At 70.7% G+C, this 24,904-nt stretch carries 19 protein-coding genes; 8 read left to right on the plus strand and 11 right to left on the minus strand.

The annotated features are described in order from the left end of the window. The first annotated feature begins 7 nt into the window (after positions 1–7). Positions 8–1,096 carry a winged helix DNA-binding domain-containing protein gene (locus ABZ470_RS38505; RefSeq protein ID WP_362917783.1) on the plus strand — a complete coding sequence of 363 codons (1,089 nt, stop codon included), beginning with the start codon at positions 8–10 and terminating at the stop codon, positions 1,094–1,096. A gap of 4 nt (positions 1,097–1,100) precedes the next feature. Here ABZ470_RS38505 and ABZ470_RS38510 read toward each other — a convergent pair whose 3' ends face one another. From ABZ470_RS38510 to ABZ470_RS38530, 5 genes are all read right to left on the minus strand, one after another. After that, on the minus strand, positions 1,101–1,988 hold the full coding sequence (locus ABZ470_RS38510) for a biotin-dependent carboxyltransferase family protein (protein WP_362917785.1): 888 nt from the start codon (positions 1,986–1,988) through the stop codon (positions 1,101–1,103). Beyond that, complete coding sequence (locus tag ABZ470_RS38515; RefSeq protein WP_362917787.1) at positions 1,985–2,629, minus strand: allophanate hydrolase subunit 1; 645 nt, start codon at positions 2,627–2,629, stop codon at positions 1,985–1,987. The genes ABZ470_RS38510 and ABZ470_RS38515 overlap by 4 nt, the downstream gene beginning before the upstream one ends. Further along, positions 2,626–3,381 (minus strand): 5-oxoprolinase subunit PxpA, encoded by a 756-nt coding sequence (locus ABZ470_RS38520; protein WP_362781793.1) that lies wholly within the window; start codon positions 3,379–3,381, stop codon positions 2,626–2,628. The genes ABZ470_RS38515 and ABZ470_RS38520 overlap by 4 nt, the downstream gene beginning before the upstream one ends. A gap of 7 nt (positions 3,382–3,388) precedes the next feature. Further along, positions 3,389–4,900: a hypothetical protein gene (locus tag ABZ470_RS38525; protein WP_362917834.1), complete on the minus strand. Its 1,512-nt coding sequence runs from the start codon at positions 4,898–4,900 to the stop codon at positions 3,389–3,391. A gap of 194 nt (positions 4,901–5,094) precedes the next feature. Next, positions 5,095–5,334, minus strand: a complete 240-nt coding sequence (locus ABZ470_RS38530) for a hypothetical protein (RefSeq protein ID WP_352015882.1) — start codon at positions 5,332–5,334, stop codon at positions 5,095–5,097. A gap of 631 nt (positions 5,335–5,965) precedes the next feature. On the opposite strand from ABZ470_RS38530, the gene ABZ470_RS38535 reads away from it, so the two are divergent. Then, a complete protein-coding gene (locus ABZ470_RS38535) occupies positions 5,966–8,059 on the plus strand; it encodes a SpoIIE family protein phosphatase (protein ID WP_362917789.1) in 2,094 nt (697 codons plus the stop codon). Positions 8,060–8,300: 241 nt separating this feature from the next. Then, complete coding sequence (locus ABZ470_RS38540; RefSeq protein ID WP_352015880.1) at positions 8,301–9,932, plus strand: RNA polymerase sigma factor; 1,632 nt, start codon at positions 8,301–8,303, stop codon at positions 9,930–9,932. A gap of 61 nt (positions 9,933–9,993) precedes the next feature. Here ABZ470_RS38540 and ABZ470_RS38545 read toward each other — a convergent pair whose 3' ends face one another. Then, complete coding sequence (locus tag ABZ470_RS38545; protein ID WP_352015879.1) at positions 9,994–10,734, minus strand: peroxide stress protein YaaA; 741 nt, start codon at positions 10,732–10,734, stop codon at positions 9,994–9,996. Positions 10,735–10,952: 218 nt separating this feature from the next. Beyond that, positions 10,953–11,183, minus strand: coding sequence for a hypothetical protein (locus tag ABZ470_RS38550; RefSeq protein ID WP_352015878.1), 231 nt, complete (start codon positions 11,181–11,183; stop codon positions 10,953–10,955). A 240-nt stretch (positions 11,184–11,423) separates the two neighbouring features. Between ABZ470_RS38550 and ABZ470_RS38555 the strand changes: the two genes are divergently transcribed. Next, positions 11,424–13,496: a DNA topoisomerase IV subunit B gene (locus tag ABZ470_RS38555; protein WP_352015877.1), complete on the plus strand. Its 2,073-nt coding sequence runs from the start codon at positions 11,424–11,426 to the stop codon at positions 13,494–13,496. Between the two features lie 66 nt (positions 13,497–13,562). Here the strand turns inward: ABZ470_RS38555 and ABZ470_RS38560 are convergent, their stop codons facing one another. Then, positions 13,563–14,057 (minus strand): carbonic anhydrase, encoded by a 495-nt coding sequence (locus ABZ470_RS38560; RefSeq protein ID WP_352015876.1) that lies wholly within the window; start codon positions 14,055–14,057, stop codon positions 13,563–13,565. A gap of 165 nt (positions 14,058–14,222) precedes the next feature. Here ABZ470_RS38560 and ABZ470_RS38565 point away from each other — a divergent pair, with 165 nt between their 5' ends. Beyond that, positions 14,223–14,540, plus strand: a complete 318-nt coding sequence (locus ABZ470_RS38565; protein ID WP_352015875.1) for a hypothetical protein — start codon at positions 14,223–14,225, stop codon at positions 14,538–14,540. A gap of 174 nt (positions 14,541–14,714) precedes the next feature. Beyond that, the gene (locus tag ABZ470_RS38570; RefSeq protein WP_362917792.1) at positions 14,715–15,095 is read left to right on the plus strand and encodes a VOC family protein; all 381 of its coding nucleotides are present in this window, start codon (positions 14,715–14,717) and stop codon (positions 15,093–15,095) included. 198 nt (positions 15,096–15,293) lie between these two features. Here the strand turns inward: ABZ470_RS38570 and ABZ470_RS38575 are convergent, their stop codons facing one another. Together ABZ470_RS38575 and ABZ470_RS38580 are read right to left on the minus strand one after the other, a co-directional pair. Then, positions 15,294–17,780 carry a DNA topoisomerase IV subunit A gene (locus ABZ470_RS38575; RefSeq protein ID WP_352015873.1) on the minus strand — a complete coding sequence of 829 codons (2,487 nt, stop codon included), beginning with the start codon at positions 17,778–17,780 and terminating at the stop codon, positions 15,294–15,296. Positions 17,781–18,072: 292 nt separating this feature from the next. Then, a complete protein-coding gene (locus tag ABZ470_RS38580; protein WP_352016366.1) occupies positions 18,073–18,696 on the minus strand; it encodes a GNAT family N-acetyltransferase in 624 nt (207 codons plus the stop codon). A gap of 174 nt (positions 18,697–18,870) precedes the next feature. Here ABZ470_RS38580 and ABZ470_RS38585 point away from each other — a divergent pair, with 174 nt between their 5' ends. Further along, the gene (locus tag ABZ470_RS38585) at positions 18,871–20,961 is read left to right on the plus strand and encodes a RecQ family ATP-dependent DNA helicase (protein WP_362917836.1); all 2,091 of its coding nucleotides are present in this window, start codon (positions 18,871–18,873) and stop codon (positions 20,959–20,961) included. Positions 20,962–21,009: 48 nt separating this feature from the next. On the opposite strand, the gene ABZ470_RS38590 is transcribed toward ABZ470_RS38585, so the two are convergent. After that, the gene (locus ABZ470_RS38590; protein ID WP_352016367.1) at positions 21,010–21,903 is read right to left on the minus strand and encodes a sugar kinase; all 894 of its coding nucleotides are present in this window, start codon (positions 21,901–21,903) and stop codon (positions 21,010–21,012) included. A gap of 185 nt (positions 21,904–22,088) precedes the next feature. On the opposite strand from ABZ470_RS38590, the gene ABZ470_RS38595 reads away from it, so the two are divergent. Continuing rightward, on the plus strand, positions 22,089–24,749 hold the full coding sequence (locus tag ABZ470_RS38595) for a bifunctional GNAT family N-acetyltransferase/acetate--CoA ligase family protein (RefSeq protein WP_362917794.1): 2,661 nt from the start codon (positions 22,089–22,091) through the stop codon (positions 24,747–24,749). The last annotated feature ends 155 nt before the right edge of the window (positions 24,750–24,904 follow it).

A 24,904-nucleotide genomic window follows, 5' to 3' on the forward strand; every position in this document is an offset into this window, starting at 1 on the left:
TCTTTCCATGGTTCTCTCCACGACCTGGCCCCAGGTGCTCGCATGGCGGCTGAGACGGCAGTTCGTCGACCCGACCTCGGGGCCGGACGCGGTGTCCGTCGTCCGCCGCCTGGCGGGGGTGCAGGCCCAGGTGGCCTCCTCCGCCGAGCTCGCCGTCGCCGTACGGCGCGCGGACCCGCGTCCCGGTGAGGTCGGCGAGGCCCTGTGGCTGGACCGCACGCTGGTCAAGACCTGGACGGCGCGCGGCACCCTGCACCTGGTCCCCTCCGACGAACTGCCCGCCTACACCGCGGTCCTCGGCTCCTTCCGCAACTGGGAGAAGGCGTCGTGGCAGCGCGGTCACGGGGTCACCGCCGATGAGGTCACGGCCATCCTGGAGGCGGTCCCCAAGGCGCTCGAAGGACATGTGCTGACCCGCGACGAGCTGGTCGAGGCCGTCATCGAGGTCACCGGTGACGCCCACCTGAGACAGGCACTCACCTCGGGCTGGGGGGCGCTGCTCAAACCGCTGAGCTTCCTCGGCGAGCTGTGCTACGGTCCGCCGCGCGAGGGCCGCGTGACCTTCGTCAGCCCCCGCGACTGGGTGCCCGGCGGGCCTTCGGCGCCGCTCTCCCGCGACGAGGGCGGCGTCCGCCTGGTCAGGTCCTTCCTCGGTGCCCACGGCCCGGGAACCCCGGAAACCTTCAACGTCTGGCTCTACCGGGGCGTCGCCCCGAAGACCGTGCTGCGGGGCTGGTTCCGCGATCTCGCGCCGGAGCTGGCGGAGATCGAGGTGGACGGCCACCCCATGGTCGTGCTCGCCGAGCACCTCGACGACCTGATGGCGACCGCGCCCGCGACCGGCGTCCACCTGCTGCCGGGCTTCGACCAGTACATCCTCGGTGCTCCCCGCGATCTCGAACCCCTTCTGCCGGCGGAGGCGAAGGCCAAGGTCAGCCGGGCCGCCGGGTGGATCTCCCCGGTTGTGGTTCACCAGGGCAGGGTCACCGGAGTCTGGCAGGCCAAGGACGGCGTCATCGATCTCGACCTGTTCGAGGAGGCCCCCGCCGCCGCCCTGGCCCAGGAGATCGAGCGGGTCGCCGCCCTGCTGAGATGACTCCTCACAGGGGAGGCAGGCGCTCCAGGAGGAAGCGCACCCGGTCTCCGGGGCGGAGCTGGGCCGCGACGGGCAGACAGGCCGAGGTGAGCACGGCGATCACCGGATACCCCCCGGTCGGGGGGTGGTCGGTCAGGAAGACGATCGGCAGGCCGTCCGGCGGCACCTGGACGGCCCCGGTGACCACCCCTTCACTGGGCAGTTCCCCGTGGCGGGCCCGCGGCAGTGGCGCGCCGCCGCCCAGCCGTACGCCGACCCGGTTGCTGTCCTGGCTCACCACGTACGGCTGCGCGCACAGCGCCCGCAGGGCGCCGGGGGCGAACCAGTCGTCCCTGGGCCCGGCGACGACCCGCAGGACCTCCCGGGACGCGGCGGAGGACGAGACGGGGGGTGCGGCGTCCACGGTGAGGGCGGGCAGGTGCCCGGCCGGCCCGACCGGCAGCCTGTCGCCGACGCCGAGCGGGGCGAGGCCGAGACCGGACAGGGAGTCCGTCGAGCGGCTGCCCAGCACCATGGGCGTGTCGAGCCCGCCCCGGACCGCGACGTAGGTCCGCAGCCCGGCCCGGGGAAACGCCACCCGCAGCTCACCGAGCGGCGGAACCCAGAACGGCGCCAGCATCGCCGGCCTGACCGTCGTGCCGTCCACGACGACCTCCAGCGGGCAGTCGGCCCCGGCGACCGAGACCCACGCCCCGGCGGTGAAGCGGAGCCGGGCGCCGCCGAAGGTCAGCTCGATCCCGGCCGCTCCCTCCGGATTGCCCACCAGACGGTTGGCCAGACGCAGGCTCGGCGCGTCCGCCGCCCCTGAGCACGGCACACCGAGATGAGCGTGGCCCGGACGGCCGAGATCCTGCACGGTGGCGTACGGCCCCGCCGCGATGACCTCGATCATGACGCGGTGACGGCCTCGAACCTGACCCGGGTCCCCGGCGTGAGCAGGGCGGGCGGGTCGGCGTGCACGTCCCACACCACCACGGCGGAACGGCCGAGCAGCCGCCAGCCGCCCGGAGAGGCCGAGGGATAGACCGCCGAGTACGGCCCCGCCACCGCGACGGACCCGGCGGGCACCGAGGTCCGCGGTGTGGTGAGCCTGGGCACGTGCAACACGGGGTCGAGCCCGGTGAGGTAGGCGAACCCGGGAGCGAACCCCAGCCAGCCGACGACGAGCTCCCGCCCGGTGTGCCGTTCGACGACCTCGGCGGGGGAGAGCCCGGCCAGGGCGGCGACCTCCTCCAGATCGGCTCCGTCGTAGATCACGGGGACCGTCACGGCGTGCGCGTCCGGGAGGTCCCTGCCGGCCTGCCCGGCGGAGGCCGTACCGAGCAGGCGGGACAGCTCGGGCAGCAGCCGGGACGGATCGGCGCCGGGCGCGCTCACCAGGACGGTCTCCGGGCCGGGAACGATCTCGGCGACGCCGGGCAGGCGCCGGGCCCGCAGCAGGGCGTCGAGGCGGTGTGAGGCCTCAAGCGACCCGGTCTCGACCAGCAGCGCGTGCTCTCCGGCCCTGCGGATCACCCCGGGCCGCCCGCTCACCCGAACGCCCGCAGGGTGACCCCCGCCGCGGCCAGGGCGTCACGCACGGCCCGTGCCAGCGCCACCGCGCCGGGGGTGTCGCCGTGCACGCAGATCGACCTGGCGCCGACCGCGACCTCCGAACCGTCGACGGCGGTGACCGTCCCCCTGGTGGCCATCCGCACGGCCCTGGCCGCGACCTCGCCGGGATCGTGCAGCACCGCGCCGGGAGCACGCCGGGAAACCAGGGTTCCCTCAGGGGTGTAGGCGCGGTCGGCGAAGGCCTCGGTGACCGTGACCACCCCCTCCCGGGCGGCGATCTCGTGGACCACGGAACCGGGCAGGCTGAGCAGGGGCAGCCGTTCGTCATGGTCGGCGACGGCCGCGACGACGGCCTCCGCCTGCTCGCGGTCACGGCAGATCCGGTTGTAGAGCGCGCCGTGCGGCTTGACGTAGGAGACCCGCCCGCCCATGGCCCTGGCGATGCCGTCGACCGCGGAAAGCTGGTAGAGCACCTCGGCGCACAGCTCCTCGGGATCCACGTCCATCTCGCGGCGCCCGAACCCGGCCAGGTCACGGTAGGAGACCTGGGCGCCGATGAGCACCCCCCGGTCCACCGCGGCGGCACAGGTGCGGCGGATGGTCAGCGGGTCGCCCGCGTGGAACCCGCAGGCGATGTTCGCGCTGGTCACCACGTCGAGCAGGGCCGTGTCGTCACCGAGCCGCCAGACACCGAAACCCTCTCCGAGGTCGGCGTTGAGGTCGATCACCATGGCTCACCTACACCGGAGGCTCGTCGGGAATGTCAGCGATGTCGTCGAGGGCGATGGAGAGTTCCTCCGGGTCGTCGCCGATCCGCTCGGCGATCTCGATCAGCACGTGCAGCACGTCGTGCCGGTCGTGACCCAGGTCGAGCAGCCGCTGGGCGGCCTCCCACAGCTGCGGGGGATCGCCCTCCCAGAGCCTGCCTGCGATCTCCTCGTGCCAGGCCAGGTGTTCGTCGTAGTCGGGCCGGTCGAGTTCGCCCGCGTGGTCGATGCCCAGCAGGATCCTGCGGTCCGCCTCGTCGGAGGGGTTGAGCAGGTCGAGCTTGATCTCACCGTGCGTGCCCTGCAGGAACGGGAAGGCGAAGACCCTGCGGGCCAGCGCGGACAGGTCGCCGTCGGGCAGCAGCCGTTCGAGCAGGTCGCGGTCGAGCCCGAAGGTGGTCGGGTCACGGTAGGCCTCGGCGAACCTGGCCGTGGCCTCCCAGATGCCGTCGAGCGTGGCGCGCAGCCCCCGGTCGGCCAGCCCGCTGCGCCGCGCCGCGAACCGAGCCCACGCCCCCAGCACGTACGGCACGGCCTCCTGCTCGGCCGGGGTGAGCAGGACCTTGCGCGGCAGCCAGTCGAGCAGGAACGTCTGGCACTTGGTGGGACTGACCCGCAGCGGCCTGCCGAAGTCCTGGTCACAGCCGTAGTCGATGATGTGGTCGGCGCATCGTGAGGCCGCCGACGGGTCGGAAAGGTGCTCGGCGGCGTCGGAGGAGAGGAACTCCGCCGCCAGCATCGCCCTGCGGTCGCGGCTGTAGGGAGCCTCGCTGTGCAGCGGGGCGGGCCGCTTACGGCCCGGCGGCAGCGCCTTGATCCGGGCGCGGGCGAAGGCGTGGTAGGCGCTGTAGCTGTCGCTGACCGGGAGGTTCGCCCTGCGGTCGCCGTACTCGGCGGTGGCCTTCATGGCCGATTCGAGCAGCGCCCTGGCCTGCTGCGGCTCGATCTCCTCGAACCTCAGCATGGGGTTGGCCCTGGCCTCGGTCCTGGCCTGGTCGAGCAGTTTGTCCACGTGGGAGGAGACCCAGGCGTCGCGGGCGATGCCCCGCATGTTGTAGTCGACGACCATGACCAGCGCGTGGCGGTCCTCGTCGTTGTCCGCGCCCCGGTAGCCGAAGGTGCACACCACCGTGTCCTGGTCGCCGTAGGCGTCGCGGGAGACGTAGCAGCCGGTCGGTTTGACGACGCCGAGACGCTCGGCCCAGCGTGGTTTGGCCACGCCGCGTTCGATGAGCGCCAGGGCGGCGCCCTCCGCCTTCGCGGCCTGACGGGCGGTGCCGAGGTAGGCCAGAGCGATCAGCAGGGTCAGCGCGGCGGGGGAGCCCGCCTTGGCGGCGTAGTCGACCAGCCCTTCGCCGAGGACCTGCTCGGCGTCCCCGCCCCGCAGGCGACGCCCCCACCAGGCCCCGACCATGTCGGAGACCATGAGCTCGGCGTCCAGCGGACTGCGCACCGCCAGCAGCTCCCTGGAGGCGAGCAGCATCTCGGCGAACACCTCGTCCGGGGACTGGTTCTCTCTCGGGTGCCGCCGGTGCCGCCGGTTCAAGCCGCCCCCTCCGTCGGCGGCATGGGACCGGTGCAGTGCCGACCGGCTCGCTCGCCCTGCTCGCTCACGTCCCAACCTTCTCGCGTCCCCGGGCCGAACGGCGCGTGGAAGACGGCCCGATGATCCCGATGTTACCGGGGACTCCGCGGTGGCGGCGCTGAGTTGACGAGGGCGAGCAGATGCTCGCGGGCGACGCGTTCGACCACCTCGGGTGTGGCCTCGATGCCGAGGTGCTCGGCGCGGGCTCGGGCGTCGGCCACGCGGCGGTCCACGGTGCCCGGCGGGACGGTGGGGAACTCGGCGGCGAGACCCGCGCTCACCCGGTCGCGGGACGCGCGCGGGCCGTCAAGGCCTGTGGCGAGAGCGGGCATGGCGTCGCCTTCCTCCGGCTTCTCCGGAAGGTGATCCCCAGGTGGACGACGGGGACGTGCGTTCCCATTCCACAACGTATCGCCTGGGTGTCAACCCTCCTGAGACCGTGTTGGCCGATGTTTGCGAGGAAGAGGTGCGAGGTGAGGCGTGTCTTGACTGGATTTGTCGACTGGGGAGTAAACCACTGTCCCCGAAGGGGGAGCCAAATCGGGAATGAGTCAGTAGCCTGATCTTCCCTGGGGCGCTCGCGGAGACGAGGTGGGCAGTTGTCGGGACGGTCCGGCTTGATCCTGCTAGGGTCCTGGCCGCAAACGTTTGAACGCGCCGGAGGCGACCGCCCCGGTGTTTCGGGAGGGCGGTGGGAGCGACATCGGGCCCCGGCCGACGCCGGCCCTTCGGAGCGGGTGACCGCGCCGCGCGCGGAACGCTCCCGGGCCGTCTCGTCCGTGGCCGTCCATGGGCAGGGCCCACCGGACGCGCCGACCGCATCATGGGCGGGGCTTCCGTCCGCCCCCGCCCATCGCCGATGATGTACTGCAGGATCCGGTCCCCCGGAGCTGCGCTACGCCAATTCGCAAGTTTGGAGATGTGCCTCGTGGGAGACCCTGGCACGCGACGGAGGTGCCGACCATGAGCGCCGAAACCTCCGTGCCCCGTCCCCGGAAGTCGGGTGTGGACATCTCGGACTCCGGCCTGCTGCAGGGCCTGCTGTCGCAGTCGCCGTTCGCCTTCGCGTTCTTTGACCCCGAGGGGCGTTTCCACCGGGTCGACGAGGTCTTCACCGATGTGGTCGGCCTGCCCGCCGAGCGCCTGGTCGGCCGGACGCCCGGCGAGATGCTCTCCGCCGACCTGACCGCGTTGATCGAGGGGTCGGTCCGGGCCATCGCGGAGGGCGCGGAGGTCGAGGGGGACCAGCGCATCCGGGTCAGGACGGCGGACGGGGAGACCCACCACTGGTCTCTGACGTTCTCGCCCGTCCATGACGACGAGGGGACGCTCAGGGCGGTCTGCCTGGTCGGGGTGAACATCACCGAGAGCCGTCAGGTCGAGGAGGACCTGCGGCGCAGCGAGGAGCGCTACCGCTCGCTCGTCGAGGCGCAGTCCCAGCTCGTGTGGATCACCGCCCCGACGGGGGCCGTGCTTGAGGACGCCCCGCAGTGGCGGGCCATCACCGGTCAGGGGCTTGAGGAGTACCTCGCCCACGGCTGGCTCGACGCCGTCCACCCCGACGACCGCCAGTACACCGAGGAGGCGTGGCACGAGGCCCTCCGCGGCCGGACCATGTTCGAGTGGAGCTATCGGGCTCGCACCAGGGCCAGCGGCTACCGTCACTTCGAGGTGCGCGCCGTCCCGATCATCCGGCACGGACGGGTGGTCGAGTGGGTCGGCGCGAACACCGACGTCACTCCGCAGCGCGAGGCCGAGGAGATGCGCGGCAGGCTCACCGACCAGCTCGGCGCCGCCGCGCTGCGTACGGCCAGGCTGCAGGGCGCCACGGCCATACTCGCCGAGGCGCTGACCGTCGAGCAGGTCGTCCAGGTCATCATCGACGTGGGCCGTACGGCGCTGGCGGCCGATCGCTCGGCCGTGGCGCTGCTCGACGTCGAGCGGGCCGCGCTGAAGCTGGTCAACAACGGCGGCATCCCCGACATCCCCGGCGCGCCGGGCGAGGAGATCCCGCTGGCGCACTCCAGCGTGATGACCATGGCGGTCAACAGCCGTCGCCCGGTCTTCGCCGAGTCGCCCGAGAGCCTGCGCGCCCAGCTCGTCGACGCCGGGGCCGACGAGGAGGCCATCGGCGACTTCCTGGCCCACAGTGACGAGCGGGCCTGGGTCGGTCTGCCGCTGCTGGCCGCGGGGCGTGCCCTCGGCGCGCTGCGTTTCTCGTTCACCAGGCCTCAGAAGATATCCCAGGAGGACGGGGTCTTCCTTGAGGCGCTCGCGGGGCAGTGCGCCCTGGCCGTCGAGCGGGCGACGCTCTTCGAGCGTGAGCACCGTACCGCCGAGACGCTGCAGCGCAGCCTGCTGCCCGACCGCCTGCCGGTGGTCCGGGGCCTGGTGCTGGCCCAGCGCTTCCGCTCGGGAAGCCGTCACGTGCAGGTCGGCGGCGACTGGTACGACGCGTTCGTGCTGCAGGACGGCAGGGTCGCCGCGGTGGTCGGCGACGTCATGGGCAAGGGCGTCAAGGCGGCCGCGGGCATGGGCCGCATCCGCAACGCCATGCGGGCGCTGGCGCTGACCAACCCACCGCCCGCGGCGGTTCTCACGGGTCTGGACAGGGTCTTCGAGGCGACCGAGGAGGAAGAGCAGGTCACCACCCTGGCCTACATGGTCGTGGAACCCGGGACCGGTGAGGGCACTCTGGCCCTGGCGGGGCATCCACCGCCCCTGCTGGTCTCCCCGCAGGGCGTGCCCCTGCTGTGTGAGGGCGAGCCGGGAACGCCTCTCGGCTGGCCGACGAGCCGTAGGCAGTTCCGGTTCTGCGTGCCGCCGGGACACACCGCGGTCCTGTATTCAGACGGTCTCGTGGAGAATCGTAAGCGAGGTCTGGACGCCGGGCTCGCCGATCTTTGCTCTGTTGTGACCGAAGCGCCGCCGGAAGTTGTTGGAAGTCCGCATATGTTGCTTGATTTCCTTGTTGACCGGATGCTGTCTGGGTATGAACAGGATGATGACGTCACGGTGCTCGCGATTCATGTCCCCCTGGCCACGAAGAGTGACTGAATGAAACAGTCATAACGGTTGCTTTCGGGTATCGGTGCCTCGCTTCCGTACGCACTACTCTCTTGGTCGGCCTAGGGTGGAGGGCAACCGCCAGGAGGCGGCCGTATGGATCACGGTGTCGTGTCACAATGCTGGACAGGTGCGTCGCGGTTCGCGCGGCCTCGTTCATCAACAACTAGAGGTTCCGCCCCTAGTGGGCACCTTGGTCCATTCTCGTCACGCTTTCCTTCGAGAGGTGTTCGTGTCGCCTGCAAGTTCGACTCGCTCGAAGCCATCCGAGCTGAACGAGCCCGTCATTCAGCAGCTGATGGAGCGGGGGCGCTCGCAGGGGTTCCTCGAGTCCGAGGATGTCCGCAAGGCCGTCGAGGAAGCGGACATTCCGATGGCGCAGGTCGCAGGGATTCTGCGCAGCCTCAGCAAAGAGGGCATCACCGTACGGCTGACTGCTGAGGACTCCGCGGCTCCCAAGAAGTCCCGGACTTCGACCAAGCGTCGTACCCCCGCCGCTCCCGCCCCGGTCAAGAAGACGAAGACCGCCGCGGCGGCCAAGGAGCAGCCCGAGACCGTCACGGCGGTCGTCAGCGGCTCCGAGCCCGCTCCGGCGGCAAAGAAGCCCGCGCCCCCGGCCAGGAAGATCGCGCCGTCGGCGAAGAAGCCGGTTCCCGCCCCGCCGAGGAAGCCCGCCCCCGAGGCGGCCGCCCCCGCGCCCAAGGCCGAGCCGAAGCCCAAGCAGGTCTCCGGTGACGACGACGAGGTCATCGACCTTGAGGACGTCGAGATCGAGGACTTCGACCTCGACGTCGAGGTCGAAGTCGACGTGGAGATCGAAGCCGAGGCTGAAACCGAGGCCGAGACGGAGGAGGAGCCCAAGGTCGAGGCCGTCAGGCAGAACGAGGACGAGGTCCTCATCCTGTCCGACGACGACGATGACGCCCCCGTGCCGCAGGTCGCGGCGGCGGGCGCCACCGCCGACCCGGTCAAGGACTACCTCAAGCAGATCGGCAAGGTCCCCCTGCTCAACGCCGAGCAGGAGGTCGAGCTGGCCAAGCGCATCGAGGCCGGCCTGTTCGCCGAGGAGCAGCTCGGCACCGACGGTGACCGGTTGCCGGTCGACGTACGCGCCGAGCTGGAGTGGATCGCCGAAGACGGCCGCCGCGCCAAGAACCACCTGCTTGAGGCCAACCTGCGTCTGGTGGTCTCGCTGGCCAAGCGCTACACCGGCCGGGGCATGCTCTTCCTGGACCTGATCCAGGAGGGCAACCTGGGCCTGATCCGCGCGGTGGAGAAGTTCGACTACACCAAGGGTTACAAGTTCTCCACCTACGCCACGTGGTGGATTCGGCAGGCGATCACCCGGGCGATGGCCGACCAGGCGCGGACGATCCGCATCCCGGTCCACATGGTCGAGGTGATCAACAAGCTGGCCCGGGTGCAGCGGCAGATGCTGCAGGACCTGGGGCGCGAGCCCACTCCCGAGGAACTGGCCCGCGAGCTGGACATGACCCCGGAGAAGGTCGTCGAGGTCCAGAAGTACGGCCGCGAGCCGATCTCCCTGCACACCCCGCTGGGTGAGGAGGGCGACAGCGAGTTCGGTGACCTCATCGAGGACTCCGAGGCCATCGTTCCGGCGGACGCCGTCAGCTTCACCCTTCTGCAGGAGCAGCTCCACTCCGTGCTGGACACGCTGTCCGAACGCGAGGCGGGCGTGGTCTCGATGCGGTTCGGGCTGACCGACGGCCAGCCGAAGACGCTGGACGAGATCGGCAAGGTCTACGGGGTCACCCGGGAGCGCATCCGCCAGATCGAGTCCAAGACCATGTCCAAGCTGCGCCACCCGTCCAGGTCCCAGGTCCTGCGCGACTACCTGGACTGATCGCTCACGGTGAGAGGCCGCGCCGCATGGCGCGGCCTTTTCCGTACCCGGGCCCGCGAGGTCAGGTGGTGACGTCGAGGGCCCAGGGCTTCCTGCCGCCCGGGACGGGGCCGAGCGTCACGGTGTGGCCGAGTTCGTCCAGGACCTTGGCCAGCTCCTGCGGTGTCTGCGGATCGACGCCACTCTCCAGGAGCGCCCGGGCTATCACGCCCCGGGTCGCCTTGGCCATGTGGCTGACGACCTTGCCGTCCTTGAGGACCCGCACTCCGACCGCCCGTTGCCCCGGCTGCCAGGCCGCCGCGTAGGTGCTGGAACGCAGGTCGACGACCAGGCCGGGTTCGGCGTCGAGGACCGGGGTGATCGTCTTGCGCCAGTAGGGTCCGAGGGCGCCGAGCGGCGGTAGCCGTACGCTCATCGACAGGCGGTAGGGCGGCACCCGGTCGGTGATCCGCAGCAGGCCCCACAGGCCGGAGAAGATCAGCACGCTTCCGGCGGCCCGTTCGGCGGCGCCTGGAGACAGTGAGGCCAGGCCGAGATTGTCGTAGAGCACGCCGGTGTACAGTTCCGCCGCCGTCAGTGTGGCGGCGGTCCTCAGCTGCCGGTTCTTGTCGAGTTCACCCACCTGCCCCGGGGACAGGCCGAGCACGTCCTGCGCCTGGCGTTTTCCCGACAGGGTGACGAGCGTGCCCAGGACCTTCCGCCTGGAGGCCGTCAGGGAAGGAAAGCTCAGCAGGGACAGATCGAGGGCGGGGCCGTCGCCCAGCGCGGCCTTTCCCTCGGATGGCGGCAGCAGAATCAACACAGTCGCCGAGCGTAACGCGGCGGGGCACGCCGACGAGGCCCGATGCCTTCGCTGGAGAACCGGTGGAGAAAGACCGTGTGCTCCGCTCCGATGACGCTGGAGCGGAGCACACGGCAGAGATATCTGAGATGGGTCAAGCCGGGCCACGGGACGGGTCGTTCACGGGAACGGCCGCACCCACGGCGTCGGTCCGGTGTCGCCACCGGACCTGCCGGTCTCTATCGTTCGTCGTTGCCGGCGGTCGAGGGGGTGTCGCTGAGGCGTGCCGACTCGTCCTGGATGTCGGCGCCCTTGTCTCTGAGCACGGCTACGTGCTGCCGCCCGTGGTGGGCGCAGAACAGCAGCTCCCCACCTGCGGGCAGGGTCGCGCGGATGTAAGCCTGGGCGCCGCACCGGTCACAGCGGTCCGTGGCCGTCAGCTGCTTGGTGGGGGCGAGTGTTCCAGTCACGTATCGCCTTTCAGGTCATCCCCTTGTGTGGAGGATCTGGCGTCAGTCACTTGAGACAACATCTAACCGGATGCGAGGCTTCCCAACCGGCCCCCGGCTACGCCGAGAGCGGAAAGCGCCGGAAGGTAACGGACTTTTCACTCGGTGTAACGCCATGGTGCTCGCGTGAGAAGCTTGTACCCGCCGCGGCGGGAAGAACGGTAAGCTGCGCACACGTGTTCGAGCAGAGTGGGAGTGGGTGTGACCGCAGTTAGCGCGGAGAAGGGCTATACGGCGCGCCATCTGTCGGTGCTTGAAGGTCTTGAAGCCGTCCGCAAACGCCCGGGCATGTACATCGGGTCGACCGACAGCCGTGGTCTCATGCACTGCCTCTGGGAGATCGTGGACAACGGGGTCGACGAGGCCCTGGCCGGATACTGCACCCGCATCGAGGTCGAGCTGCACGCAGACGGCTCGATCGAGGTGCGCGACAACGGCCGCGGCATTCCGGTGGACATCGAGCCCAAGAGCGGCCTGGCCGGAGTCGAGCTGGTCTACACCAAGCTGCACGCCGGAGGGAAGTTCGGCGGCGGCTCCTACGGTGCCTCCGGCGGCCTGCACGGCGTCGGTGCCTCCGTGGTCAACGCGCTGTCCTCCCGTCTCGACGTCGCGGTCGACCGTGACGGCCGGGTCCACGAGATCAGCTTCCGCAGGGGAGTCCCGGGCGTCTTCGACGGCGACGGGCCCGGCGGCAGGTTCAAGAAGAAGTCCGGCCTGCGCGACGGCGGCCCGCTCCCCCGCAAGGTCACCGGCACCCGCGTCCGCTTCTGGGTCGACCACCAGATCTTCCTGCCCGAGGCGGAGGTCTCCCTCGACGAGATCCACGTCCGGCTGCGTCAGACGGCCTTCCTGGTCCCCGGCCTGACCCTGGCCGTGCGCGACAGCCGCGGCGAGGAGTCCGCCGAGGAGGAGTTCTGCTTCGACGGCGGCATCTCGGAGTTCACCGAGTTCCTCGCCCGCGACGAGGCCGTGTGCGAGGTGCTGCGCCTGCAGGGCTCCGGTCACTTCCACGAGACCGTGCCCGTCCTGGACGAGCTCGGGCACATGACGCCGACCCAGGTGCAGCGTGAGCTCACCGTGGACGTCGCGCTGCGCTGGGGCAAGGGCTACGACAGCACCGTCAGGTCCTTCGTCAACGTGATCGCCACCCCCAAGGGCGGCACCCACGTCACCGGCCTGGAGCGGGCGCTGGTCCGCACGCTGAACGAGTTGCTCCGTGAGACCCGGCTGCTGAAGAACGGCGATGCCCCGGTCACCAGGGAGGACATCCTCGAAGGCCTCACCGGGGTCGTTACGGTGCGCGTTCCCGAGCCCCAGTTCGAGGGGCAGACCAAGGAGGTCCTCGGCACCTCGGCCGCCTCCAGGATCGTCGCCCACGTCGTCTCCCGGGACCTCAGGGAGATCTTCACCAACCCGCCCCGCGGCGCCAAGCAGCAGCTGCGCGCGGTACTGGAGAAGATCGCCGCGGCGGCCAAGGCCAGGATCGCCGCCCGTGAGCACCGTGACAACCAGCGGCGCAAGACCGCCCTGGAGAACTCCGCGCTCCCGGCCAAACTGGTCGACTGCCGCAGCGACGACGTCGACCGCAGCGAGCTGTTCATCGTCGAGGGTGACTCGGCGCTCGGCACCGCCCGCGCGGCCCGCGACTCGGAGTTCCAGGCGCTGCTGCCGATCCGCGGCAAGATCCTCAACGTGCAGAAGGCGTCCGTCGCCGACATGCTCAAGAACGCCGAGTGCGCCGCGATCATCCAGGTCGTCGGCGCGGGGTCGGGGCGCTCGTTCGACATCGAGGCGGCCCGCTACGGCAAGATCATCCTGATGGCCGACGCCGACGTCGACGGCGCGCACATCCGATGCCTGCTGCTGACCCTCTTCCACCGCTATATGAGGCCGATGGTCGAGGCGGGCCGGGTCTTCGCCGCGGTTCCGCCGCTGCACCGCATCGAGGTCACGAACCCGGGACGCGGCCAGGACAAGTACGTCTACTGTTACTCCGACGCCGAACTGCACCGGGTCCTGCGTGACCTGGAGCGCCGGGGCAAGCGCTGGAAGGACCCGGTCCAGCGTTACAAGGGTCTGGGTGAGATGGACGCCGACCAGCTGGCCGAGACCACCATGGAGCCCCGCCGCAGGACGTTGCGCAGGGTCAGGATCGAGGACGTCCAGGAAGCCGAGCGCATCTTCGACCTCCTGATGGGCAGCGACGTGGCCCCGCGCAGGGAGTTCATCGTGGGCAGCGCGGCCGAGGTCGACCGCGACCACATCGACGCCTGAGGCGCCTGGGACGCATGGGCGTCCGAGATGAGAGAGGGCCGGCTCCGGACGGAGCCGGCCCTCTTCTCACACCTCGACAGGCATGATCTTCCCGGTGTGCACGTCGTAGACGGCGCCACCGATGGCCAGTCCCTCGGGGAGGAACGGGCTGGTCCTGATACGCGTCAGGTCGTGTCGCAGAGCGGCGCTCTGGTCGGGCACGGTGTGGAACTCCAGACTGCGGGTGTCGACGCCGTGCTGCGCGGCGAGCTTGTGCACGTCGTCGTCGGTGGCCTTCGACATGCCGCAGTCGGTGTGCGGCATGACGAGAACCCGGTTGACGCCCAGCAGATAGACCGCGAGCACCAGCGTTCGCAGCACGTCGTCGGTCACCCGGGCGCCCGCGTTACGCAGGATTTTCGCGTCTCCGGCTTTCAGGCCGAACAGCCCGAGCGGGTCGATTCGCGAGTCCATGCAGGTGACGACAGCTAGGCCGCGGGCTGCCGTACCGGTGAGCTCGGAGTCGGTGAACGTGGCGGAGAACTCCTCGTTCGCGGCCAGAAGATCGTCGAAGGCACCCACGCAAAAACCTTTCGGTCGGCGGAAACTATGGATTGATAATCCCTCATGCGGCTTTCCTGATGCCTTCCGGGGCGGTCTTCTTCGTTCGCTCAGGGAAGACTCCGCCATCTCCGCTCACGATGGGTGATGATGTCGTGACGCAAAGTTCGGGATTTTGGGGGGATCATGAGCAGGATCGCATCGATGGCCGAATACCTGCGTGCGCAGGCCAGGCGGAGGCTGGACCGGGTGGAGACCCATGACGAGGGCCGTAACGCGCGTTCGGCGCTGGCTCTGCTCGATGCGGCGGTCTACACAGAGTCCCTCGGCGACGACGACCCGCTGGTCGAGGTGCTCGTGGCGGCGGGGTGTTTCGGTCCCCACGGCTTCGGTGAATTTCAGCCCGGCGAGCAGGTCGCGCGGCTCATCCGCTCCTGGGAGTCGGGCGAACCCTGGCAGCTGCTGATGGCGGTCAGGTTCGCTCTGCACACCTCGTCCGTCTGAGGTCCGGAGTCCGCCGACTCCGTCTGCGCGGGGGCGCGCTTCGCCGTACGACCGGGTGGGGGCCTGGCCGTACGGCTTCGGCCGGGCTGTGGTCCGTCGGGTGCCGGTGTGGCGCCGAAGCCCGGGGGAAGGACACTGGCGTAACTTCGTCGTTGGTGTCTCCGGAGAGGGATCATGGCAATCGCGCGCATGAGGTCGGTCGTCCTCGACTGTCCGGACCCGAAGATCCTGGCCGATTTCTACGGCGCCGTCCTGGGCTGGGAGGTGTCCTCGGTCGAGGACGACTGGGTGGTTCTGACCGACGGGCGGAGCCGGCTGTGCTTCCAGCTCGCGGAGGACTACCGGCCGCCCCGCTGGCCCGGTGCGGAGATCCCTCAGCAGTTCCACCTCGACTTCACCGTGGACGACATGGACGAGGGGGAGGCCGCCGTGCTCGCGGCGGGTGCGACCAAGCACGCCTACCAGCCGAGCGAGGACGACAGTTTCCGTGTCTTCCTCGACCCGGTGGGGCATCCGTTCTGCCTCTGTGTGGGAGAGCCCTCCCGCACCGGGTGACGGCCCGCGCAGGCGGGGCAGGGAAAACGAGGGGCGAGAACGGCCCTGACGGGCCCTCCAAGCTCGCAGAGGCGTTCACCGGGGGGAAAGGTCATCTTCTGGGAGAACCCCCGCCCTGCGGGCCGTGAGGGCGGGGAAGGGTTCCCGGAGGACGGGCGCGGGGCCCTCCTCCGGGAACGGTGGACCGGGATCGGGGGCTCAGTCCCCGGCGGTTTCGTCCTCGGACGGATCGTCCGAGGCGCCGAGAGAGCCGCCGACGGCTGCCACGGTGTGTGTGAGACGCAGGCCCGATCCGTCGCGGCGGCCCAGTTCCTCGGGGAGCGGGACGGGCTTGCCGACGGTCGAGACGGCGCGCACGGGGGCGGGGCCCGCCCAGGCGAGCAGCAGGACGTCCTCACCCTTCAGGAAACGCTGGGCCCGCACGCCGCCGGTCGCCCTGCCCTTGGGGGGATACTCGGCGTAGTCGGAGATCTTCGCGCCACCGACCTGGGTCCCCGGCAGCGCGGTCGAGGAGCCCGCGATCGTCACGACCCTGGACTCACGGGCGGGGTCGACCACGCCGAACCAGATCACCCGGGCGTCCCCGTCGAGGCGGATGCCCGCCATACCGCCCGCGGGACGGCCCTGCGGGCGGACGCTCGTCGCGGGATAGCGCAGCAGCTGGGCGTCGGAGGTGATGAAGACCAGGTCGTGGTCCTCCGAGGTCAGCTCGGCCGCTCCCACCACGGTGTCGCCCTCCTTCAGCCCGATGACCTCGAAGTCGTCACGGTTGGCGGGATAGTCGGGAACGACCCGTTTGACCACGCCCTGAGCCGTGCCCAGGGCCAGGCCGGGACCTTCGGGGTCGAGTGAACCGATGCCGACGACGGTCTCACCCTGCTCAAGGGTGACGTACTCGGACACGGGATGGCCGCCGGACAGCGATGGCGGGCTGTTCGTCGGCGGCAGCGTCGGCAGGTCCACCACCTGGATCCGGATCATCCGGCCCTGGTTGGTGACCACGCCGACCTCGCCCCTGACCGTGCTGCGCACCACGGACACCAGCACGTCGTGCGCCGCGCGTTCGCCGTCGGCGGGCAGCGGGGAGGCGTCGGCCGTACGGGCCAGCAGGCCGGTGGAGGAGAACAGCACCAGGCACGGGTCGTCGGCGACCTCCAGCGGCACCGAGACGTTCCTGGCGACGCCGGAGGACTCCAGCAGGACCGTACGGCGCGGCGTACCGAAGGTCTTGGCGACCTGCGCCAACTCGTCGGAGACGACCTTGCGGAGTTTGGTCTCAGAGGCGAGGATCTCGCTCAGCTCGGCGATCTCCGCCTCCAGGGTCGCCTTCTCCCGGTCGAGCTCCAGCTTGTCGAAGCGCGTCAGGCGGCGCAGCGGGGTGTCCAGGATGTAGACGGCCTGGGTCTCCGACAGCGCGAAGGACTCGATCAGCCGCTGGCGGGCCTGGCCGGAGTCGTCGGAGGAACGGATGACCTGGATGACCCGGTCGATGTCGAGCAGGGCGATGATCAGGCCCTCGACGAGGTGCAGGCGCTCCTCCCGCTTGCGCCTGCGGTACAGGGAGCGGCGCCTGGTGACGTCGATGCGGTGGTCGACGTAGACCTGGAGCAGCTCGCGCAGGCCCAGCGTGCGCGGCTCGCCGTCGACCAGCGCCACGTTGTTGATGCCGAAGGTCTCCTCCATCGGCGTCAGCCGGTACAGCTCCTCAAGCACGGCCTCGGGGATGAAGCCGTTCTTGATCTCGATGACCAGGCGCAGGCCCTTGTGCCGGTCGCTGAGGTCCTTCAGATCGGAGATGCCCTGGAGCTTCTTGGCGGTGACCAGCTCCTTGATCTTGGTGACCACCCGCTCGGGGCCGACGTTGAAGGGCAGCTCGGTGACGACGATGCCCTTGCGCCTGGGGCTGACCTGCTCGACGGCGCACTTGGCGCGCATCCTGAAGGTGCCGCGGCCCTTGGCGTAGGCGTCGCGGATGCCGTCCAGGCCGATGATCGTGCCGCCGGTCGGCAGGTCGGGGCCGGGGACGAAACGCATCAGGTCGTCGAGCGTCGCGTCCGGCTTCTTGATCAGGTGGCGGGCGGCGGCGACGACCTCGACCAGGTTGTGCGGCGCCATGTTGGTCGCCATGCCGACCGCGATGCCGGTGGCGCCGTTGACCAGCAGGTTCGGGAACGCCGAGGGCATGACCGTCGGCTCGGTCTCCTGCCCGTCGTAGTTGGGCTTGAAGTCGACGGTGTCCTCGTCGATCGACTGCACCATCGACATGGCCGCGGCGGCCAGTCTCGCCTCGGTGTAACGCATCGCGGCGGGCAGGTCGTCGGGGGAGCCGAAGTTGCCGTGCCCGTCGACCAGGGGCAACCGCATCGAGAACGGCTGCGCCATGCGGACCAGCGCGTCGTAGATGGCGCTGTCGCCGTGTGGGTGCAGCTTGCCCATCACGTCACCGACGACCCGCGACGACTTCACGTGCCCTCGGTCAGGGCGCAGGCCCATCTCGCTCATGGAGTAGAGGATGCGGCGCTGGACCGGCTTGAGGCCGTCCCTGGCGTCCGGCAGCGCACGCTGGTAGATGACCGAGTAGGCGTACTCAAGGAAGCTGGTGCGCATCTCGGCGGAGACGTCGATGTCGACGATCCGCTCCTCGAAGTCACCGTCGGTCGGGGGTGTGGTCGTCCGTCGGGCCATCTGTTTTTCCTGCGCGGGCGCCTCGGTTTTCTGCCGAGGGAGAGCGCATCCTCCTTTTAGTCCTCGTGGTGTGACGGGTGGCCGGTTCAGGCCTGCGTGCCGGGGCGGGGCCGTCCTGCGCGCCCGTGACGGGCGGCACCTTGCGGAGTGCGGTGACACGCCCCTGCCGCCCGCGTGGGGGGCGAGATCATGAAGGCGCCTCCTCGGTGGTGGCGGGACCGGTCATCGGCGGGCATCGGGGCTTCGTCCCGATCGACGTGACCGTACATCGTGTGGAGTCTCGCCACCATACTCACCGTGGCCGACACTCCCGGCGGTCGCCGTCTCGCGGGCCCTCGGTCGTGGGGGAGCGGGGACCCGCTCCGGGCCAGGGGCCGGGGGTGACCCCCTCGTCCTCGTCCCCGGGAGCGCCGTGTATGACGTCATAGACACGGAAGCCCCGTGCCCGGTAGTTGGCCAGGGCGTGCCGGCCGTCGAGGGAACAGGTGTGCAGCCACACCCGCCGGGTCGGCTCGCGGTCCTCGTGACGGTCGGCGAGGTCCCAGGCGCGGGCCGTGCCGACCTCAAGAAGACGACCGCCCAGCCCCCTGCCCGTCGCCCAGGACATGAGGCCGAAACAGGTGATCTCGACTGACGCGTCCCGGCCGGGCGTGAGTTCGACGTAGCCCGCGGGTGTGCCCCTGTGGTAGGCGACCCAGGTCTCCACACCGCCCCCGAGCAGGTCCTCCCACTCCCGCCAGGTCCAGCGCAGCCTGTCCGTCCACTGCCAGTCGCCTCCGACGGCCGTGTAGAGGAACCTGCTGAACTCAGGGGAGACGACCTCGGCGCGCACGATGCCGGCCTCGATCGCGGGCCGTCCGGCGGGGAGCAGGTCCGAGCGCGAGGTCTGTTCGAGGTACCACGTTGTGACGTCCATAGCTGAGATGCATCAAACCACGACGTGGAACCGGGTCGGCCCGTTGAACGGAGACGGAGGCCACTCCGTGGGGAAAGGAGAAGGACGCTCCCAATGCTCGCTTCGCCGGTAAGGGCGGGCGGAGTGAAACGGTCACCCCGACCTGGTACCAATAGGCCGGTGAGCGAAGAGCAGATGCTGCGCGAAGAGGCAGAGGAGCGGCTGCGGGCCCTTGCCGGTGAGCACGCCCGGCTGCGTGAGGACCAGTGGGAGGCCATCAAGGCGCTGGTCGTGGACCGGCGCCGGGTGCTCGTGGTGCAGCGGACGGGCTGGGGCAAGTCAGCGGTCTACTTCATCGCGACCGCGCTCCTGCGTGAGCTCGGCGAGGGCCCCACGGTCATCGTCTCCCCCCTGCTGGCCCTGATGCGCAACCAGATCGCCGCCGCGGAGCGGGCCGGGATCAACGCGGTCACCGTCAACTCCGCCAACCCCGAAGAGTGGGAGCAGATCTACGGGCAGGTCGCCGAGGGCCTGGTCGACGTGCTCCTGGTCAGTCCGGAACGGCTCAACAACCCCGAGTTCCGTGACCGGGTCCTGCCCGAGCTGGCCGAGAGCGCGGGCCTGGTCGTCGTGGACGAGGCGCACTGCATCTCCGACTGGGGCCACGACTTCAGGCCCGACTACCGCAGGCTGCGCACGCTGTTCCAGGAGCTGCCCGAGGGCGTGCCGGTCCTGGCGACGACGGCGACGGCCAACGCCAGGGTGACCCACGACGTCGCCGAGCAGCTCAGCGCCGACGACGCGCACTCCGGCGGCGAGACCCTCGTCCTGCGCGGCGCCCTCGAACGTGAGAGCCTCCACCTGAGCGTCGTACGGCTGCGCGGCCCGGAGCAGCGCCTGGCCTGGCTCGCCCAGACGCTGCACGAGCTGCCCGGCTCCGGCATCGTCTACACCCTCACCGTCGCCGCCGCCCAGGAGGTCGCGGCCTACCTGCGCGAGCAGGGGCACGAGGTGCTGTCCTACTCGGGGCAGACCGAGCAGGCGGAACGGCTCGCCGCCGAGCAGGCCCTGCTCGACAACAAGGTCAAGGCGCTGGTCGCGACCTCGGCCCTCGGCATGGGCTACGACAAGCCCGACCTCGGCTTCGTCGTCCACGTCGGCGCGCCGCAGTCCCCGGTCGCCTACTACCAGCAGGTCGGCAGGGCCGGTCGCGGGGTCGAGCGCGCCGAGGTGATCCTGCTTCCCGGCGCCGAGGACCGGGAGATCTGGGCCTACTTCGCCTCGCTGGCCTTTCCTCCCGAGCCCGTGGTCCGGGCCGTGCTCGACGCCCTGTCGGAGGGCGGGACGCTGTCGACCGCGGCCCTGGAGAACCGGGTCGATCTCAGCCGCAGCAGGCTGGAGACGATGCTCAAGGTCCTCGACGTGGACGGCGCGGTGCGCAGGGTCAAGGGAGGCTGGGAGGCGACCGGCGAGGAGTGGGCCTACGACGCGGGCCGCTACGCCCGCGTGGCGGCCGAACGCGAGGCCGAGCAGCGGGCCATGCTCGACTATCTGGAGACCACCGAGTGCCGTGAGTGGTTCCTGAGGCGGCGGCTCGACGACGAGACCGCCACGCCGTGCGGACGCTGCGACAACTGCACCGGCATGCACCGTTCGCCCGAGGTCGACGCGCGGGCGGTCGAGCGGGCGGCGGAGAGCCTGAACCGCCCCGGAGTCGAGATCGAGGCGCGCAAGCAGTGGCCGAGCGGGCTGAGCGACCTCAAGGGGCGCATCAAACCCGAGCTGGGAGCCGAACCGGGCAGGGCGCTGGGCAGGCTGACCGACATCGGCTGGGGCAACAGGCTGCGCGGGCTGCTGGCCGACGGCGCCCCCGACGGCCCGATCCCCGACGACGTCTTCGCCGCCGTGGTCACGGTGCTGTCCCACTGGGAGTGGCGGCACCGCCCGGCCGCGGTCGTCGCGATCCCCTCGGCGAGCCGCCCCCAGCTCGTCGGGAGCCTGGCCGAGCGGCTGGCCCAGGTGGGGCGTCTGCCCTACCTGGGGGAGCTGGGATACCGCCGGGGGACCCCCGGCCGCCAGTTCAACAGCGCCCAGCGGGTCCAAGCGGTCCGTGCCACGCTGGCCATGCCCTCCGCGCTGACCGAGGCCGTCGCGCGTACGGGCGGGCCGGTGCTGCTGGTCGACGACCGTCTCGACACCGGCTGGACTCTAACCCTGGCCGCGGCCATGCTCCGCCACGCCGGGGCCCCCGCGGTGCTTCCGCTCACCCTCGCGGTCACGGCGTAGACGAACGGGGGTACGGCCCGTGCCGGGCCGTACCCCGAGAAGAAGGGGTCAGAGGCGGGGCCGGGCGCCCAGGTGGGAGATGGCCTTGGCGGCCAGGCGGCAGCCGGCGGCGAGGGACTCGGCGGGCGGCTTGTTCTCCAGCCAGGCGGGCAGGAACCCGGCGGTGAAGGCGTCACCGGCGCCGGTCCCGTCGACCACGCGCTCGACGGCCTCGGCGGGCACCTGGACAGGCTCCGCGCGGCCGTTGGTGTACCACAGCGCGCCCTCGTCGCTGAGCTTGACGACGACCTGCGGGAACCAGGCGGTCAGGACCTTGGCTGCGGCGGCGGGGTCGTCACGGCCCGTCAGGACCTTGGCCTGGTCGGCGTTGGCGAAGAGCAGCTTGACGTTCTGCGTCCATTCGAGGAACGGCTCGGCGCCGGTCCGCTCCAGCGGGGCGGAGGAGGAGCAGTCGACCGAGACCGACATCCCGGAGCGGCGGGCCATCTCCAGGGCGGCGAGACCGGCCTCGCGGGAACCCTCGTTGATCAGGGTGTAACCGGACAGGTGCAGATGAGCGCCCTGGGTGAACAGGTCACGGGGCAGGTCCTCGGGCGAGAGGGCGGCGTTGGCACCCGGGTCGGACAGCATGGTGCGCTCGCCCTTGTGGGTGACGAGCACGACGCAGGTGCCGGTAGGCCGTTCGGGGTCCATGACAAGGCGGGCGTCGACCCCGTAGCCCATCAGCTCCATGTCGCGGTTACGGCCGGTGATGTCGGCACCCCTACGCCCGATGAAAGCCACCTCGGCGCCCTCGACCGCGAGCCAGGAGGCTATGTTGGCCCCGGAGCCGCCGCCGTGCATGGTGACGATCGCCGGTGTGTCGCTGGCTCGTGCCAATGGGTAGCGAGCTCGTGCGACCGCATCGGTCATCAGATCGCCCACCACGACCACCCGCGTCATGATGTCACCGCCTTGCTGCCTTCGATGCTGACGTGCCTCTAGCCGCGAAAAACTTAACAGCTTCCGGCCAGGGTATGGGGTCCGGACCGGATAGCGCGTCATAGTCGATGCACAAGCGTTGCGTGAACAGGACGCGAACCGCCCTGCTGATCTGGCATACGCGTCTGACGTTTACTCTCAGGACTGTGGAGGCTGCTCAGTATCCCGCTCACTGGGAGGCGGACGTCGTCCTTTCCGACGGCGGCACCGCCCACGTACGACCGATCAGGCCCGCCGACGCGGACCGGCTTCGCTCGTTCTACTCCCGGCTCTCCGAGGAGTCGATCTACTTCCGGTTCTTCGGCCCCAGACCCCGTCTTTCCGAGCGTGAGGTCACCCGGTTCACCAACGTCGACTATGTCGACCGTGTCGCGCTCATCGCGACGATCGGCGCCGACATGGTGGCGGTGATCCGCTACGACCGGATCGATCCCGGGGAGGCGGAGGTCGCCTTCCTCGTCGAGGACGCGCACCAGGGACGCGGAGTGGCCTCGGTGCTGCTCGAACACCTGGCGGAGACGGCCAGGGAACGGGGCATCACCCGCTTCGTCGCCGACGTGCTGCCCGCCAACCGCAAGATGACCGCCGTGCTCCAGCAGGCCGGATACACCGCGCAGAGCCGTTTCGCCGACGGCGTCGTACGGATGATCCTCGACCTGACCCCGACCGAGACCTCCCAGGAGGTGACCGCCTCACGTGAGCACCGGGCCGAGTCCCGCTCCATCGAACGACTGCTCTCGCCGGGGTCGATCGCGGTCGTCGGCGCGGGCAGGGAACCGGGCGGCGTCGGCCAGACCGTGCTGCGCAACCTGCTGGCCGCCGACTTCACCGGCCCCGTCTACCCGGTGCACCGCCAGGCGCGGGCGGTGGCCGGGGTGCGCGCCTACCCGAGCGTGACGGCCATCGACGGGGAGGTGGACCTCGCGGTGCTGGCCGTACCGGCGGACGGGGTGATCGAGGTGGTCAAGGAGTGCGCGGAGAAGGGGGTGCGCGGGCTGGTCGTGGTCTCCTCGGGGTTCGGCGAGACCGGCCAGGAGGGGCGGGATCGGCAGGACGAACTGGTCCGCATCGCCCGCGCGTACGGCCTGCGCGTCGTCGGCCCCAACTGTCTGGGCATCGCCAACACCGACCCCGCGATCAGGCTGAACGCCACGCTGGCCGCGACCGTCCCCGGCCACGGCAGGGTCGGCTTCTTCAGCCAGTCCGGCGCCCTGGGCACCGCGCTGCTGCAGCGGGTCGCCCAGCGGGGCATGGGGATCTCCTCGTTCGTCTCGGCGGGCAACCGGGCCGACGTCTCCGGCAACGACCTGCTGCAGTACTGGGAGGAGGACCCCAGGACCGATGTGATCCTGCTCTACCTGGAGTCCCTGGGAAACCCCCGCAAGTTCGCCCGCCTGGCGCGGCGCATCTCCAGGCGCAAGCCGATCGTGGTCGTCAAGAGCGGCGGCACCACCCAGAACGTGCCCAGGGGGCACGCGGCGCCGGTGCTCGGCCTGCCGGACACCGCGCTCAGCTCGCTGTTCGAGCAGGCCGGGGTGATCCGGGTCGACGACCTGATCCAGCAGTTCGACGTCGCGCAGCTGCTGGCCTACCAGCCGCTGCCCAAGGGGTCGAGGGTCGGCCTGGTCGGCAACTCCGACGCACTCGCGCTGCTCGCCGCGGACGCCTGCGTGCAGGCCGGGCTCGACCCGGCGCCGCCGGTCAACCTCGGGGCCAGGGCCGGGGCGGCCGAGTTCGGCGCCGCGCTGACCTCGGTGCTCCAGGACGTGGACGCGGTCGTCGTCATCTACATGCCGCCGATCCCCGGCCCGGCGGACGAGGTCGCGGCCGAACTGCTCAGGGCCTCCCGCGACTGCGGCAAGCCGGTGCTGGCCACCTTCGAGGGCAGGATCGGCGTGCCGCCGGGGCTGCGGACCGGCGCGGTGCCCGAACGGGGCTCGATCCCGTCCTACGCCGCTCCCGAGGAGGCGGTCCGCGCCCTGGCCCACGCCGTACGGCACGCCCGCTGGCGCAAACGGTCCCCGGGCGTGCCCGAGGAGATCGAGGGCGTCGACACGGCCGCCGCGCGACGGCTGGTGCTGTCCAGGCTGGAGCGGGCCGGGAACGGCGAGGGGCCGGAGGAGGACGTCGAGATCGACCCCTCCGAACTGCTGGCCTGCTACGGCCTGACCGTGTGGCCCGCGGAGGTGGTCGACTCCCCCGAGGAGGCCGTCGAGGCGGCCGAACGGCTCGGCTGGCCGGTGGTGCTGAAGGCGGCAGACCCGGAGGCGGCCAAACGCGCCGGGACCGTACGGCTCGGCCTGACCGGTCCGGACGGGGTGCGCGAGGCCTTCGCGGGGCTGAAGGAGCAGCTTGGCCGGGGCGCGGTGCTCGCGGTGCAACGGATGGTCCCGCAGCCCGCGGTGCCGACCGTGGTCAGCGTCATCGAGGACTCCGCCTTCGGCGCCGTCGTCTCCTTCGGGCTCGGCGAGGTCACCGCGCGCCTGCTGCGCGACGAGGCCTACCGTCTGGCGCCGCTGACCTCGCAGGACGCCGCGGCGCTGGTCAGGTCGCCACACGCGGCCCCGCTGCTGTTCGGCGAGTACGGCTACCCGCCGGTCGCGGTCGAGGCGCTTGAGGAGCTGCTGGTCCGGGTCGGGCGGCTGGCCGACGACCTTCCCGAGGTGTCGAGGCTCGACCTCGATCCGGTGCTGGTCGGGGAGTCGGAGGTGATCGTTCTCGGGGCGCGCGCCGTACTGAGCAGTCAGCACGGACCGCGGGTGGACGCGGGGCCGCGCCGTCTCGGCTGGGCGGGGCGTGGGTGGTGATGAAAACCCCGCCACCGCCTTACCAATGCAATTAACGCCAAAAAACCGAATTAACCGCTTAGCTACTTCAGGGAAACCGCATTTCGCGGGGAGCGTCTTTCCGCCGATGGCCGAACCTCACGGGCTCCAGGTGAAAGCGCCGCCCGGGACAGGGC

It is taken from the genome of Streptosporangium sp. NPDC020072 (assembly GCF_040631445.1).
Classification (GTDB): domain Bacteria; phylum Actinomycetota; class Actinomycetes; order Streptosporangiales; family Streptosporangiaceae; genus Streptosporangium.

Bases quoted from the DNA above. Each gene is read 5' to 3' on its own strand.
- ABZ470_RS38505 (WP_362917783.1), top strand. From the start codon at position 8: ATGGTTCTCTCCACGACCTGGCCCCAGGTGCTCGCATGGCGGCTGAGA.
- ABZ470_RS38510 (WP_362917785.1), bottom strand. From the start codon at position 1,988: ATGATCGAGGTCATCGCGGCGGGGCCGTACGCCACCGTGCAGGATCTC.
- ABZ470_RS38520 (WP_362781793.1), bottom strand. From the start codon at position 3,381: ATGGTGATCGACCTCAACGCCGACCTCGGAGAGGGTTTCGGTGTCTGG.
- ABZ470_RS38525 (WP_362917834.1), bottom strand. From the start codon at position 4,900: ATGCTGCTCGCCTCCAGGGAGCTGCTGGCGGTGCGCAGTCCGCTGGAC.
- ABZ470_RS38530 (WP_352015882.1), bottom strand. From the start codon at position 5,334: ATGCCCGCTCTCGCCACAGGCCTTGACGGCCCGCGCGCGTCCCGCGAC.
- ABZ470_RS38535 (WP_362917789.1), top strand. From the start codon at position 5,966: ATGAGCGCCGAAACCTCCGTGCCCCGTCCCCGGAAGTCGGGTGTGGAC.
- ABZ470_RS38565 (WP_352015875.1), top strand. From the start codon at position 14,223: ATGAGCAGGATCGCATCGATGGCCGAATACCTGCGTGCGCAGGCCAGG.
- ABZ470_RS38570 (WP_362917792.1), top strand. From the start codon at position 14,715: ATGGCAATCGCGCGCATGAGGTCGGTCGTCCTCGACTGTCCGGACCCG.
- ABZ470_RS38575 (WP_352015873.1), bottom strand. From the start codon at position 17,780: ATGGCCCGACGGACGACCACACCCCCGACCGACGGTGACTTCGAGGAG.
- ABZ470_RS38580 (WP_352016366.1), bottom strand. From the start codon at position 18,696: ATGGACGTCACAACGTGGTACCTCGAACAGACCTCGCGCTCGGACCTG.
- ABZ470_RS38585 (WP_362917836.1), top strand. From the start codon at position 18,871: ATGCTGCGCGAAGAGGCAGAGGAGCGGCTGCGGGCCCTTGCCGGTGAG.
- ABZ470_RS38590 (WP_352016367.1), bottom strand. From the start codon at position 21,903: ATGACGCGGGTGGTCGTGGTGGGCGATCTGATGACCGATGCGGTCGCA.